The organism is Rathayibacter sp. VKM Ac-2759 (genome assembly GCF_009834225.1).
In the GTDB taxonomy this organism is placed as follows: domain Bacteria; phylum Actinomycetota; class Actinomycetes; order Actinomycetales; family Microbacteriaceae; genus Rathayibacter.
Window position 1 is genome coordinate 2548336 of the sequence record NZ_CP047176.1, and the last position, 13154, is coordinate 2561489.

Consider the following 13154-nt stretch of genomic DNA (forward strand, 5'->3'; position numbering starts at 1 on the left):
GAGCAGCGACAATCCCGCGGGCGGGCGAGCACGCCGGGATCAGGCTCCCGACAGCCTCGGGTGGTAGCCGGCCTCGGTCAGCACCTGGAGGACGCGGTCGGCGTGCTCGGGGCCGCGCGTCTCGACGCTGATCTCGAGCTCGACCTCGCTGATCTGCAGACCGCGGCCGTGACGGGTGTGCAGCACCTCGACGACATTGGCGTTCGCCTCCGAGATCAGCTCGGCGATGCGCGCGAGCTGGCCGGGGCGGTCGGGCAGGCCGATGCTCATCTTGAGGTACCGCTCGGAGGCGGCGAGGCCGCGGCTGATGATGCGCTCCATCATCAGCGGGTCGATGTTGCCGCCCGAGAGGATCACCGCGGTGCGGCCCGCGTCGCGGACCTTGCCGGTGAGGATCGCGGCGATGCCGACGGCTCCGGCCGGCTCGACGACGAGCTTCGCGCGCTCGAGCAGGACGAGCAGTGCTCGGGCGATGTCGTCGTCCTCGACCGTCACGACCTCGTCGACGAGCTCGCGGATGATCTCGAAGTTCAGCAGCCCCGGCTTGGCGACGGCGATGCCGTCGGCGATCGTCGGTGTGATCGTGATGGCGGTGGCCTCGCCGCTCGCGAGCGAGAGCGGGTACGGCGCGGCGTTGGCGGCCTGGACCCCGATGACGCGGAGGGTGCGTCCCTCCTGCGCGGCCTTCTGCTTCGCCGCCGAGGCGACGCCGGCGATGAGTCCGCCGCCGCCGATGGGGACGACGATCGTCTCGACGCCCTCGGCCTGCTCGAGGATCTCGAGGCCGAGGGTCCCCTGGCCCGTGATCACGTCGGGATGATCGTAGGGCGGCACGAACACCGCCCCGGTGCGCTCGGCGAACTCGGCAGCGGCCGCGAGCGCCTCGTTGAAGATGTGCCCGCTGAGCACCACCTCGGCGCCGTAGTCGCGGGTGGCGGAGAGCTTGGGCAGCGCCACCCCGATCGGCATGAAGATCGTGGCCTTGATGCCGAGCTCGCGCGCGGCGAAGGCGACGCCCTGGGCGTGGTTGCCGGCGGACGCGGCGACGACTCCGCGCGCGCGCTCCTCCGGAGACAACCGAGACAGGCGGAACACCGCCCCGCGGATCTTGTACGACCCCGTCCGCTGGAGGTTCTCGCACTTGAGGAACACCGGCGAGCCGAGGACCTCGGCGAGGAAGTTGCTCGTCTCCATCGGGGTGGAGGCGATCACGGGCGCGATGACGGTTCGGGCCGCCTCGAACTCGTGGAGGGTGGGACCGACGACGCGGCTAGTCTGCATGCTCTGCGGCTGCTCTCTCGGGGGATGGGGTCGGCGAGCGCCAGGCACCGCTCGCGACGTACTTGACCATGACGTTCAGGGTGGCGACGAACGGCACCGCGAAGAAGGCGCCCGCGATGCCGGCGACGATCGATCCTCCGGCGACCGCGAGCACCACGGCGAGCGGGTGCACCTTGACGGCGGAGCCCATGATGAGGGGCTGGAGGATGTGGCCCTCGAGCTGCTGCACGCCGAGCACGACGATCAGCAGGATCAGCGCGATCAGCGGCCCGTTGTAGACGAGCGCGATGAACACGGCCAGCGCGCCCGTCACGACGGCGCCGATGACCGGGACGAAGGAGCCGAGGAACACCAGCACGCCGATCGGAATGGCGAGCGGGACGCCGAGGAAGAACGAGCCGAGACCGATGCCCACCGCGTCGACGAAGGCGACGAGGATCTGCACCTTCACGAAGTTCGTGAGCGTGATCCAGCCCGCGCGACCGGCGCCGTCGACCGCGGGGCGGGCCCTGCGCGGGAAGAGGCGGACGACCCAGCTCCAGATGTTGGGACCGTCGATCAGGATGAACAGCGTCGAGAACAGCGTCAGCAGCACGCCGGTGAGCACGTGGCCGACCGTCGAGCCGACGCTGAGCGCCCCGCTGACGAGGACGCCCGAGTCCTGCTGCAGGGCCGTGAGCGCCTGCTGCGCGTACTGGTTGATGTCGCTCTCGGTCAGGTGCAGGGGGGAGGCGAGCAGCCACGACTTGAGGTCGTCGTACGACTGGACCGTCTGCCGGCTGAGATCGTCGAACCCCGCGTAGACCTGCGTGACGACGAGGAAGAGCAGCCCGCCGATCACCACGATGATCCCGAGCTCGGACAGCACGATCGCCGCCCACTTGGGCCAGTGGTGCCGCTGGAGGAAGTTCGAGAACGGGACGAGCAGCGCCGCGATCACCGTCGCGAGCAGCAGCGGGATGACGATGAGCCGGAGCTCGATCACCAGCAGCGCGAAGACGGCGAGCGCCGCGACCACGACGAGGACGCGCCAGGACCAGGCCCCCGCGATCCTCATGCCGTCGGAGACGAAGACGCCGTCGGACGCGGCGGGAGAGGACGCGGGGCGGGCCTCGACGGCACGCGGCGCATCGCGCGTGACGCGCGAGCCGGAGGTGCGGCGGGACCGGCCGATTCTCATCTGCTCAGACTATGCCCCGGTGCATTCCGCACGCGGAATCGGCGGCTCTCACGACGCTGCGCGGACGGCGACAGGGCGCAGCGCCAGCACGAGGCCGACGCGCTCGCCGGCCTCGAGCCGCTGACCGGCCGCGTGCTGGACGACGAGCTCCTCCCCCTGCTCGGTCCGCACCGTCGAGCGCCGGACCGGTCCGAGGAAGCTGGACGCGACGACGACCGCAGGCAGCGCTCCGGGGGCACCGTCGGCCACGATGTCGATGTCCTCGGGCCGCAGGAACGCCGACACCGCACCGTCGGCGACGCCGGGGTCGACCAGCGGCAGGCGCGATCCGAGCACGGCGACCGCTCCCCCGGTCACCGTCCCCGCGACCGCGTTCGAGAGCCCGACGAAGTGGGCGACGAACGGCGTCGCGGGGCGCGCGTAGAGATCCTCCGGAGCGCCGAGCTGCTCGATCCGCCCGGCGTTCATGACGGCGACCCGGTCGGCGACGGCGAGGGCCTCCTCCTGATCGTGGGTGACGAAGAAGGTGGTGATGCCGATCTCGGTCTGGATGCGGCGGATCTCGTCGCGCAGCTGCACGCGGACCTTGGCGTCGAGCGCCGACAGCGGTTCGTCGAGCAGGAGCACCCTCGGCCGCGTCACGAGCGCCCTGGCGAGCGCGACGCGCTGCTGCTGACCGCCCGAGAGCTGGTGCGCGTAGCGGTCGCCGAGGGCGCCGAGCCCGACCAGGTCGAGCGACTCCTGGGCGAGGACGCGCCGCTCGCGGGCGGCGACCCCGCGGGTGCGCAGGCCGAACTCGACGTTCTCGCGCGCCCGGAGGTGCGGGAACAGCGAGTACGACTGGAAGACCATCCCCATGTCGCGGCGCGCGACCGGCACATCGGCGACGTCGTCCTCGTCGACCAGGATGCGACCGGAGTCGATGCGCTCGAGCCCGCTCAGCGCGCGGAGCGCCGTGGTCTTGCCGCAGCCGGACGGCCCGAGCAGCGCGATGAACTCGCCCGGGGCGACGTCGAACGAGACCCCGTCGAGGGCGCGGGCCGCGCCGTAGTGCCGGGCGACGTCGACGAAGCGCACGCGCGCTCCGGGAGCGGAGGTGGTCACGAGGTGCCTTTCGACGGGGCGCGGTCGCCGAGCGGCAGGCCGATCCGCGCGAGGCGGCCGATCCCGAGCAGAAGCGCGAACGCGAAGAGGAGGGAGAGGAGCGAGAAGATCACGGCGACGTAGGCGTCGGACTTCGAGACCTGCACGAGGCCGGTCTGCAGGGTCGTGCGGCTGAGGAGGGAGGCGATCGTGTACTCGCCGAGCACCACCGCGACGGTGATCAGCGCGGCGGCGACGAGTCCCCGGCGCAGGTTCGGGAGCAGCACCCGCGTCAGCACCGCGAACCAGCCGGCGCCGAGCGAGCGGGCCGCCTCCGAGAGGGTGATGGCGTCGAGCCCCGCGAGATCCGCCGCGACGGCGCGGTACGCGTAGGGCAGCACGAGCACGCCGTAGGCGAGGGCCAGGGTCCACGGGGCGGAGCCGACCAGCCGGGTGACCACGGAGTAGACCGGGGCGAGCCCCACGACGAGCACGATCGCGGGGACCGTGAGCGGGAGCAGGCAGACCAGCTCCAGCGCGCGTCGCAGGCGCGGGAGGCGGATCTCGACCAGGAGCATCGTCGGCACCAGCAGGACGAGCACGATCAGCGCGGTGACGACGGCGAGGATCAGCGAGTTGCCGATCCCCTGGAAGAGGGAGCGGTAGCCCCGCTCGTTCTCGGGGTCCAGGATCGCCGTCCAGTGCGAGAGGTCGTAGCCGCCGGCACCGCGGAGGGTGAACTCGGCCATCGCGATCAGGGGGACCGCGAAGACGATCCCGGTCACGACGAGGACCGTGCGGGACAGGAGGCGCCGCGTCACCGCTGCCACCTGCGCGCCCGGCGCTGGAGCAGCGCGTACCCGGACATCAGGACGATCATCACCACGAGCATCCCCAGGGCGAGCGCTCCGGCCAGGTTCTCGCGGCCGAGGACGGTCTCGCTGACGAGGGCGGCGCGGATCTGGAGCGGCACGATCTGCGCGCCCTGGCTGATCAGCGCGGCGGCGGTCGCGAACGACGAGAACGCGTTGGCGAACAGCAGCAGCATCGAGCCGAGGAAGGAGGGGGCGAGGACGGGGACCGCCACGCGCCACCAGTAGCTCAGCGCGCCTCCGCCGAGGACCGCGTTCGCCTCGGCCCACTCGGGCCGGAGCCCCTCGAGCGCGGGCAGGAACGTCAGGACCATCAGCGGCACCTGGAAGTACAGGTAGGGCAGCACGAGGCCGGGCATCTGGTAGAGCCAGACGCCGTCGGCGTAGAGGTCCACGCCGGCTCCGGCGAGGAGGGTCGTGACGAGACCCTGGACGCCGATGGTCGCGATGAACGCGAAGGCGAGCATGACGCCTCCGAACTGCGCGAGGACGCTGGCCGCCGCATCGACGACCGTGCGGAGCGGACCCCGCGGATCGGCGCCGAGCAGGGCGAGGCAGACGACCGCGCCGAGGACTGCGCCGACCACGGCGGTGAGCGCCGAGAGGCCGAGCGACGCGCCGAAGGCCGACAGGACGACGGGATCACCGAGGGCCGCGACGTTCGCGAGCGTCGGCCGGCCGTCGCCGTCCACGAAGCCGGTGCCGACCGCGAGGACCGTCGGGACCGCGAGGAACAGCAGGACGTAGACCGCGAACGGCGCGACCCCGAGAGTCTCGGGGAGGCCGCGCCGCCTCCGGGGCGCAGCGGCCCCGGAGACGGCGCGGAGGGAGGCGGAGGTCACTGGATCGCCGCGGCCCACTTCTCGGCCAGCAGGGCCGAGGCGGCCTCGGTCTGCTCGGAGGTGAACTGGACGAGGTCGGCCGGGGCGGCACCGACGGCGTCGAGCGCCTCCTGGTCGACCGTGCCGGCGTCGACCATCGCCGCCAGGCGCACCGGGTAGGCACCGGCCGCGAGGTAGAGGTTCTGCGCGGCGTCCGAGTACAGGTACTCCTGCCAGAGGCGCGCGGCGGCCGGGTGCGGCGCGTCGGCGTTGATCGCCTGGTTGTAGTAGCTGCCGACGGCGGTGCCGGGGAGGACCGTGGTGGTCCACTCGCGGGTGCCCTCGTTCGCCTTCGCGGCGGCGAGGTTGTTGTAGCTCCAGTCGAAGACGACCGGGGTCTCTCCGGAGGCGATGGTCGCGTCGGTCGGGTCCAGCGGCAGGAAGTTGCCGGCGTCGTTGAGCTTCTCGAAGAAGTCGATGCCCGGCTGGACGTCGTCGGCCGAGCCGCCGGACTGGACGGCGGCGAGCTGCACTGCCGCGGCCGCTGCTCCCGCCTGCGTGGGGTCGCCGTTGATCGCGACGGAGCCGCGGTAGTCGGCGCCGAGCAGGTCGTCGAGCGATCCGGGCGCCGGCACGGCCTCGGAGTCGTAGCCGATCGACATCAGGCCCGTGTAGTCGTTCACCCAGAGGCCGGTCTCCTCCTTGTTGTCGGCCGGGATGTCGTCCCAGGTCTCGACCTGGTACGGCGCGAAGAGGTCGGTGTTGGCGAGGGCGACGGCGGCACCGAGGTCGAAGACGTCGGGCGCGGTGTCCTGTCCGGCGAGGTTCTCCGCCGTGCTGATCTCCTCGGCCGACGAGACGTCCGGGTCGGCCGAGTTCACGGTGATGCCGTACTCGTCCTCGAAGCCCTGGATGAGCTCGCCGTAGTTGGCCCAGTTGTCGGGCAGCGCGATGACGTTCAGCTGGCCCTCGGCCTTCGCGGCCTCGATCAGGGCGTCGAGACCGCCGAGGTCGGCGGCGGAGGTCGCGGTCGAGGCGTCCGCGGACGACGACCCGTCGGAGGAGGCGCCGGCGTCGCCGGAGCAGGCGGTCAGGGTGAGGGCGAGGGCGGCGGTCGCGGCGGCGAGCGCGCCGGCGCGCGGGAAGCGCTGGATCTTCAAGGGTCCTCCAGGAGTCGGGTGGGCGGACCCGGCGGGTCGCCTCCGGAAACGTAGGAGCGCCTCTCGACGCGGCGGGGCCGCGGAGGTGAACCGGACGGGAACACCGGGCGGCGGGGCGGCGGCGGCGATGTCGGAGGCGTTCGCTAGCGTGGAGCGCACCATGACCGAGCAGCTCACTCCCGCGCTCGCGCGCCGCATCGCCCTGGCCGCCCAGGGCTTCGGCGCCGCGCCCGCGCCCCGGGTCGGCACGCGGCAGATCCTCGGGGTGATCGACCGCATCCGCCCGCTGCAGCTCGACTCGGTCAACGTCTTCGAGCGGAGCCACTACCTCCCCGTCTTCGCGCGCCTCGGCGCCTACGACCGGGGGCTGCTCGACGCGGTCGCGTTCTCGCCGAAGGGCCACTACCTCGAGTACTGGGCGCACGAGGCGGCGCTGATCCGCCGAGCCGACGTCCCCCTCTACCGCTGGCGGATGGAGCACTACCGCCGTGTCCGCCTCCCGGAGCACGAGGGCTGGGCCGCCGAGAACCGCTCGACGCTCGACTGGCTGCGCGCGGCGCTCGCCGACGGGCCGCTGCGCGCCTCCGAGATCGAGCACGAGGCCAACACCCGGACGGGCCCCTGGTGGGGCTGGTCCGACATGAAGCGCGGTCTCGAGGTGCTGTTCCGCTGGGGCGAGGTGGTGACCGCCGGGCGCACGCGCTTCGAGCGGTCCTACGCCCTCGCCGAGCAGATGCTGCCCCGCGAGGTGCTCGAGGCCGAGGTCCCGCCCGACGACGCGATCCGCGAGCTGGTGCGGCGCGCCGCCCGCGCGCACGGCATCGGCACCCTCGGCGATCTGGCCGACTACCACCGGCTGCTCCAGGCGCGGACCCTCGCGGCGGTGCGCGACCTCGTCGATGCGGGTGAGCTCGCGCCGGTCGAGGTCCGCGGCTGGGAGCGCGCGGGCCGGCCGATCCCGCTCTGGCTGCACACCGAAGCGAGACGTCCGCGGGCCCTCCGTGCCGACGCCCTGCTCTCCCCGTTCGATCCCGTGGTCTGGCACCGCCCGCGCGCCGAGCTGTTCTTCGACTTCCACTACCGGATCGAGATCTACACTCCGGCGGCCCAGCGCGTGCACGGCTACTACGTGCTGCCGGTGCTGCTCGACGACGTCATCGCGGCGCGCGTCGATCTCAAGAGCGACCGGCAGAACCGGGTGCTGCGCGTCCAGGCGGCGTGGCTCGAGCCCGGCGCCCCCGCCGACACGGCGGAGCGGCTCGCCGCCCTGCTGGTCGAGGCCGCGCGCTGGCAGGGGCTCGACGCCGTCGACGTCGTCGGTCGCGGCACGCTCGCGCCCGCGCTCCTCGCTGCGCTGTCGGTCCACCACGCGGAGGTGGTCGCATGAGCGCCGTCACCCCTCAGCGCCAGGGGACGATCGCACTCGCCCTCTCCGAGAAGTGCGTGGCCCTCCTCCTCGAGCGCGGCACGGTGAAGGGCGTCAGCTCGATCGATCTCGCGCACGCGGCGGGGATCTCGCTGCGCACCTTCCACCGCTACCTCGGCGGCAAGGAGGACTGCGTGCGCCCCGTGCTCTACGCGGCGATCGCGGCGATGGGGCGCGCGCTGACCGCCCGCCCCGCCTCCGAGCCGCTCAACACCGCGCTCGGCGCCGCCTTCGCCGCCGCGGCGTCGGGCCAGCAGCTGGAGCGCACCCTCCGCCTGATCCCACTGCTGACCGAGACACCCGCCATGCGGGCCGTCTGGGCGCAGTCGCTCCACGACGGCGAGACCGCCCTCACCCCGTGCATCGCCGAGCGGATGGGCCTCGCCCCCGCTCAGTACCCGCGCGCCGCCGTCCTCGCCACCGTGGTGCTCGCCCTGGTGCGCCGCGCCCTCGTCGACGCCGTCGCCACGGGCACCGACCCCGCACCGGTCTTCGACGAGTACCTGACGACGCTCGACGGCGGACCGCTCGCGGCGGTGACTCCGCCCGCGGCGTCGGCTCCGCCCGCGGCTGCGGCTCCACCCCCGGCTGCGGTGGAGGAGTACGACATCTAGAAGCGCGAGCCCATCTCGCTGAGGCGTGCGACGCGGTCGGCGATCGGCGGGTGCGTGGCGAAGAGGCGCGAGATCGCGCTCGGCTTCGCCGGGTCGGCGATCCACAAATGGGCCATGGAGGTGTTCTGGCGGCGCATCGGCCTGCCCGCCGACTCGAGTTTGAGCAGGGCGCTGGCCAGAGCATCCGGGTGGCGCGTGGTGAGCGCGCTCGTCGCATCCGCGAGGTACTCGCGCTGGCGCGAGATCGAGAGCTGCACGACGGTCGCGACGATCGGAGCGAGCACCATCGAGATCAGGCCGACGACGAGCAGCACCGGGTTGCCTCCGCCACCGTTGCCGTTGCGGTTGCCGCCGAAGAAGGCGAAGCGGAGGAAGACGTCGGAGAGGAAGCCGACGGCGACGACGAGCCCGAACACGATCATCGAGACGCGGATGTCGTAGTTGCGGACGTGCCCGAGCTCGTGCGCCATCACGCCCTCGAGCTCGGCGTCGTCCATGATCGCCAGGAGCCCGGTGGTCGCCGCGACGACGGCGTGCTCGGGGTCGCGTCCCGTCGCGAAGGCGTTGGGAGCCGGATCGTCGATCAGGTACACCTTCGGCATCGGGGTGCCCGTGGTGATCGAGAGGTTCTCGACGATGCGGTAGAGCCGCGGTTCGTCCGACTTCTCGATCGGCACGCCTCCGCTCAGGGCGACCGCCTGGCTCGCGGCGAAGAAGTACTGGAACACGGCGTAGGCCGCCGCGACGATCAGGACCACGACGACGATGGTCGTGCTGCGGTAGATCGCGGAGGCGAGCGCGCCGAGACCGCCGATGATGCCGAGGAAGAGCACGAGGATCAGGACGGTGTTGCGCTTGTTCCTCGCGATCGCGCTGTACACCGGGAGCCTCTAGAACTGGACGCGCGGGGGCTCCGAGATCGCGGCGAGATCGCCGACCTCGAAGAACTCGCGCTCCGAGAAGCCGAGCCGGCGCGAGAAGAGCGTGTTGGGGAACACCTTCACCTTGGTGTTCATCTCGCGCACGCCGCCGTTGTAGAACCGGCGTGCGGCCTGGATCTTGTCCTCCGTGTCGACGAGCTCGCCCTGCAGCTGGAGGAAGTTCTGGCTGGCCTGGAGCTGCGGGTAGGCCTCGGCGACCGCGAAGATCGAGCGGAGGGCCTTCTGCATGTGGTCCTCGGCGACGGACGCCTCGGCGGGTCCCTCGGCCGAGAGCGTCTCGGCGCGAGCGCGGGTCACCGACTCGAAGACCTGCCGCTCGTGAGCGGCGTAGCCCTTCACCGAGTCGATCACGTTCGGGATCAGATCGGCCCGTCTCTTGAGCTGGACCGTGATGTCGCTCCAGGCCTCGTCGACGCGGACGTTGAGGGTCACGAGCGAGTTGTAGGTCGCCCAGAGGTACACCCCGAGGACGACGACGAGGGCCACGACGATGATGAGCGGGACGAGCCATTCCATGCCGACAAGTGTAGGAGTGGGGCCTCACCCCTCCCCCGCCGGTTCGGCGCATTCGCAGTGTCGCCCGGGCCGCCCGGCGCCTGCTCCGGGGGCGGCGCACGTCGGGGCGCCCGCTCCTGCCGGCTGCGCGCTCGATCGGCGAGTGGGGCGGGGTGCCCATCCCACTGTCTCGCTGCCCGCGGCGTGCCTGCATGCGTCGCCTGCGTCGTCTCCCTGCCTGCCTGCCCGCCTGCCCGCTCTTCTGCCGGCTGCCCCAGCCCTCCCTGCCTGTGTCGCCGCTCGCCTGCTGCCAGCCCGCTCCTCCGCAGGGCCGCCGCCGCCCCGCCCGCCTGTCTCACTGCCCGCCAGCCCGCCGGCCTGCTCCCCTGCCGGTTCGCCGTCGGCCTACCCGCCTGAGTCGCTGCCCGCCGGCGTGCCCGCCTACGTCGTCTGCCTCGTCTGCCCGCCTGCCTGCCTGCCTGCCTGCCTGCCGTAGGTATACGCGCTTGTCTCGCTGTCCTCCTGTCCGCCTGCACGCCCGCTCTTCTGCCGGCTGCCCCAGCCCTCCCTGCCTGTGTCGCCGCTCGCCTGCCGCCAGCCCGCTCCTCCGCAGGGCCGCCGCCTCCCCGCCCGCCTGTCTCGCTGCCCGCCGGCCCGCCAGCCTGCTCCTCTTCCGGTTCGCCGCCGACCTACCCGCCTGACTCGCTACCCGCAAGCGTGCCCGCCTCCGTGGTCTGCCTCGTCTACCTCGTCTACCAGCCCGCTGGTCGAGTAGCCCCGGAGGGGCGTATGGAGACCCACTGGATCCGGCAGAGCTGCCCGCCTGCGTGCCTGCCTACGTGGTCTGCCTCGTCTGCCTCGTCTGCCAGCCCGCTGGTCGAGTAGCCCCGAAGGGGCGTATCGAGACCCACTGGATCCAGCAGAGCTGCCCGCCCGCAGCTCCGACTGCGGATGTCGCCACCCTCTGCGGCGGAGTGCTGGTCCGGCAGGACGCCAGACCAGTGGTCGTCGTCCTCCACAGGCGCCGATCGGGGGTGACTTGTCCGGTTCGAGCGCTTGGGCCGGTCCGGTGTCAGTGGTGCCTGATTCAATACTCGTATGGATGGAACGGGTGAGGCCTCAGCGGCAGTCGCGGCGCGGCTCGGCGCGGTCGACGAGCTCGCAGAACTCGCGGCGCGGGCGGGGTTCTCCGCGGCGCAGCTGCAGTTCACCCGCGCCACGGCCCTGCACCTCGCGCGTCGGGTGGCGTGGGAGATCCCGGAGGCGTTCGCCCGTGGCGGCCGGCTGTCGCGGAGCGAGTCGCACGATCTCGTGGAGCGGTCCATCCGCGCCGACCTCGCGACGCGGCAGGGCATGACCGAGCGGATGGTGACACGCAACCTCGAGCTGGCGCAGCTGCTGTTCGAGGACCTGCCCCTCACCCGCGCTGCCCTCTCGGAGGGTCGGCTGCTGTGGGAGGCGATCGAGGCGATCTGCGACGCCGCCGCCACCCTGCCCGTCACGGCCCGTGGAGAGCTGGACGAGCGCGCGGTGGAGGTGGCGCTGACGAAGAACCTCACCCAGCTGCGCCGGGCCGTCGCCCGGATGAGGGACGAACTGCACGACGAGCCCCTCGCCGTGCGGCACGTGCGTGCCCGGCGAGACCGGGGCGTGTGGGTCTCGCCGGAGATCGACGGCATGGCGACGCTGTGCGCGCTGCTGCCCGCACCTGTGGCGATGGGCGCGTACAACCGCATCGACCGCATTGCCCGCACCCTCCGCGACGGCGACAGCGACAGCAACGGCAACGAGCACTCCGGCGACGAGCGCACGCTCGCCCAGCTGCGCGCCGACGCGTTCGCGGACCTGCTCTGCGACGGCGACATCGCAGGCACGACCCCGGTCGACGACGGCCCGGCCGCCCCGCCGACGTTCGTGCCCGGAGTGCGCGCTGACGTGCGGCTGACGCTCGCCGCGAGCACCGCCACCGGAGCCGACGACACCCCCGCGCACCTCGACGGCTACGGACTCATCCCCGCCGACACCGCCCGCGAACTCGTCGGAGTCGGCGCCTCCTTCACCCGCATCCTCACGGACCCGGACACCGGCTTCGTCGCCTCCGTCGGCCGCACCCACCGTGTCCCACCGCACCGCATGCGCCTGCACCTCCAGCTCCGCGACCAGACCAGCCGCTTCCCCGGCTGCACCCGACCCGCGTCCACCAGCGAGGCCGACCACACCCTCGAATGGCGCAACGGCGGCGACACCAGCCTCGACAACCTCGCGTCGCTCTGCACCGCCCACCACCACGTCCGACACGGCGACCGCTGGACCTACCGCCTCCACCCCGACGGCACCGCGGAGTGGAGCACCCCCACAGGTCGCCGCGTCACCACACGACCGGCCGCACTCCCCGGACGCCCACCCGCACCACCCCCGCGACCACGGTTCGACGATGCACCGCCGCCGTTCTGACGCGCCGGCTGGCCGATCGACCCGCTCCAGCGCGCCAACACTGCGGGAGCGTGGTCAGCGCATCCAGCGTTGGAGTGCACCAGCGGACCCGCGCACCGTCCCGCGGTCGCGCACCGCCCACGTCCCGATACCGAGAAGGCCCCGCGGGCTCTCACAGGATCGCGTTCCCGACCGTCGAGCGGCGGCGAACGCGTGCGGTCCCCTCCCCGCGACCTGGACGCGGCGGTACTCCGCGGCGCTACTTGAGCGTCTTCTGCATCAGCACCGTGCTGAGCCAGCGCTCGAACTTGAAGCCCACGCGGCCCATCCGCCCCACCTCGACGAAGCCGTACTGCGCGTGCATGCCGAGCGAGGCCTCCGCGCCCTTGTCGGCGATCACAGCCATGATCTGCCGGATGCCGACGGCCTTCGAGCGCTCGAGCAGCTCGGCCATCAGCGCCTTGCCGAGACCCTTGCCGGTCGAGGCCGCTCGCAGGTAGATCGAGTTCTCGACGGTGAAGCGGTAGGCGCGCTTCGAAGACCACGGCGACACCATCGCGTAGCCGAGGATCTGACCCGAGGGAGAGACGGCGACGATGAACGGGAGCCCCAGCTTCTGGTTGCGCGAGAACTTCGTCCGCCACTCCTTGAGCGTCGAGTCGTCCTCGTCGAAGGTCACGACCGTGTTGCGCACGTAGTGGTTGTAGATCTCGCGGATGTCGGGGAGGTCGGCCTCCCGCACCTCGCGGATCTCGAACGAGAAGTCGGGCTCCGGCGCCGGGGCCTTGCGCAGGTGCGGCGGCAGGACGCGGCGCTGCTCGTACTCTTCCTCAAGCATCTTCTGCTCT

Annotated in this window: 12 protein-coding genes; 3 read left to right on the top strand and 9 right to left on the bottom strand. The window is 72.3% G+C overall.

Features of this window, described 5'->3' with window-relative positions:
- Positions 1 to 39: 39 nt before the first annotated feature.
- Genes ilvA through GSU68_RS11815 form a run of 6 tightly spaced genes read right to left on the bottom strand, consistent with a single transcriptional unit; the run spans position 40 to position 6391 of the window.
- Positions 40 to 1281 (bottom strand): threonine ammonia-lyase, encoded by a 1242-nt coding sequence (gene ilvA, locus GSU68_RS11790; protein ID WP_159908528.1) that lies wholly within the window; start codon positions 1279 to 1281, stop codon positions 40 to 42.
- Entirely contained in the window at positions 1271 to 2461 is a 1191-nt protein-coding gene (locus tag GSU68_RS11795) for an AI-2E family transporter (RefSeq protein WP_159908530.1), read from the bottom strand. The genes ilvA and GSU68_RS11795 overlap by 11 nt, the downstream gene beginning before the upstream one ends.
- Before the next feature lie 48 nt (positions 2462 to 2509).
- Complete coding sequence (locus GSU68_RS11800) at positions 2510 to 3565, bottom strand: ABC transporter ATP-binding protein (RefSeq protein WP_159908532.1); 1056 nt, start codon at positions 3563 to 3565, stop codon at positions 2510 to 2512.
- Positions 3562 to 4365, bottom strand: coding sequence for an ABC transporter permease subunit (locus GSU68_RS11805; RefSeq protein ID WP_244259259.1), 804 nt, complete (start codon positions 4363 to 4365; stop codon positions 3562 to 3564). The genes GSU68_RS11800 and GSU68_RS11805 overlap by 4 nt, the downstream gene beginning before the upstream one ends.
- Positions 4362 to 5258: an ABC transporter permease gene (locus GSU68_RS11810; protein ID WP_159908534.1), complete on the bottom strand. Its 897-nt coding sequence runs from the start codon at positions 5256 to 5258 to the stop codon at positions 4362 to 4364. Before GSU68_RS11810 ends, GSU68_RS11805 begins: the two co-directional genes overlap by 4 nt.
- Complete coding sequence (locus GSU68_RS11815) at positions 5255 to 6391, bottom strand: ABC transporter substrate-binding protein (protein ID WP_244259493.1); 1137 nt, start codon at positions 6389 to 6391, stop codon at positions 5255 to 5257. The genes GSU68_RS11810 and GSU68_RS11815 overlap by 4 nt, the downstream gene beginning before the upstream one ends.
- A gap of 166 nt (positions 6392 to 6557) precedes the next feature.
- On the opposite strand from GSU68_RS11815, the gene GSU68_RS11820 reads away from it, so the two are divergent.
- Together GSU68_RS11820 and GSU68_RS11825 are read left to right on the top strand one after the other, a co-directional pair.
- Positions 6558 to 7784 (top strand): crosslink repair DNA glycosylase YcaQ family protein, encoded by a 1227-nt coding sequence (locus GSU68_RS11820; protein WP_159908538.1) that lies wholly within the window; start codon positions 6558 to 6560, stop codon positions 7782 to 7784.
- The gene (locus GSU68_RS11825) at positions 7781 to 8437 is read left to right on the top strand and encodes a TetR/AcrR family transcriptional regulator (RefSeq protein ID WP_159908540.1); all 657 of its coding nucleotides are present in this window, start codon (positions 7781 to 7783) and stop codon (positions 8435 to 8437) included. The genes GSU68_RS11820 and GSU68_RS11825 overlap by 4 nt, the downstream gene beginning before the upstream one ends.
- Here GSU68_RS11825 and GSU68_RS11830 read toward each other — a convergent pair.
- Both GSU68_RS11830 and GSU68_RS11835 read right to left on the bottom strand, forming a co-directional pair.
- Positions 8434 to 9318 (bottom strand): M48 family metalloprotease, encoded by an 885-nt coding sequence (locus GSU68_RS11830; RefSeq protein ID WP_159908542.1) that lies wholly within the window; start codon positions 9316 to 9318, stop codon positions 8434 to 8436. The two genes, GSU68_RS11825 and GSU68_RS11830, sit on opposite strands and share 4 nt — an antisense overlap.
- A 9-nt stretch (positions 9319 to 9327) precedes the next feature.
- Positions 9328 to 9894, bottom strand: coding sequence for a LemA family protein (locus tag GSU68_RS11835; RefSeq protein ID WP_159856527.1), 567 nt, complete (start codon positions 9892 to 9894; stop codon positions 9328 to 9330).
- A gap of 1077 nt (positions 9895 to 10971) precedes the next feature.
- Here GSU68_RS11835 and GSU68_RS11840 point away from each other — a divergent pair.
- Positions 10972 to 12327, top strand: coding sequence for an HNH endonuclease signature motif containing protein (locus GSU68_RS11840; protein WP_159908544.1), 1356 nt, complete (start codon positions 10972 to 10974; stop codon positions 12325 to 12327).
- 238 nt (positions 12328 to 12565) lie between these two features.
- Here GSU68_RS11840 and GSU68_RS11845 read toward each other — a convergent pair whose 3' ends face one another.
- The gene (locus tag GSU68_RS11845; protein WP_159908546.1) at positions 12566 to 13144 is read right to left on the bottom strand and encodes a GNAT family N-acetyltransferase; all 579 of its coding nucleotides are present in this window, start codon (positions 13142 to 13144) and stop codon (positions 12566 to 12568) included.
- Positions 13145 to 13154: the final 10 nt, after the last annotated feature.

Bases quoted from the DNA above. Each gene is read 5' to 3' on its own strand.
- GSU68_RS11820 (WP_159908538.1), top strand. From the start codon at position 6,558: ATGACCGAGCAGCTCACTCCCGCGCTCGCGCGCCGCATCGCCCTGGCC.
- GSU68_RS11845 (WP_159908546.1), bottom strand. From the start codon at position 13,144: ATGCTTGAGGAAGAGTACGAGCAGCGCCGCGTCCTGCCGCCGCACCTG.
- GSU68_RS11795 (WP_159908530.1), bottom strand. From the start codon at position 2,461: ATGAGAATCGGCCGGTCCCGCCGCACCTCCGGCTCGCGCGTCACGCGC.
- GSU68_RS11835 (WP_159856527.1), bottom strand. From the start codon at position 9,894: ATGGAATGGCTCGTCCCGCTCATCATCGTCGTGGCCCTCGTCGTCGTC.
- GSU68_RS11840 (WP_159908544.1), top strand. From the start codon at position 10,972: ATGGATGGAACGGGTGAGGCCTCAGCGGCAGTCGCGGCGCGGCTCGGC.
- GSU68_RS11825 (WP_159908540.1), top strand. From the start codon at position 7,781: ATGAGCGCCGTCACCCCTCAGCGCCAGGGGACGATCGCACTCGCCCTC.
- ilvA (WP_159908528.1), bottom strand. From the start codon at position 1,281: ATGCAGACTAGCCGCGTCGTCGGTCCCACCCTCCACGAGTTCGAGGCG.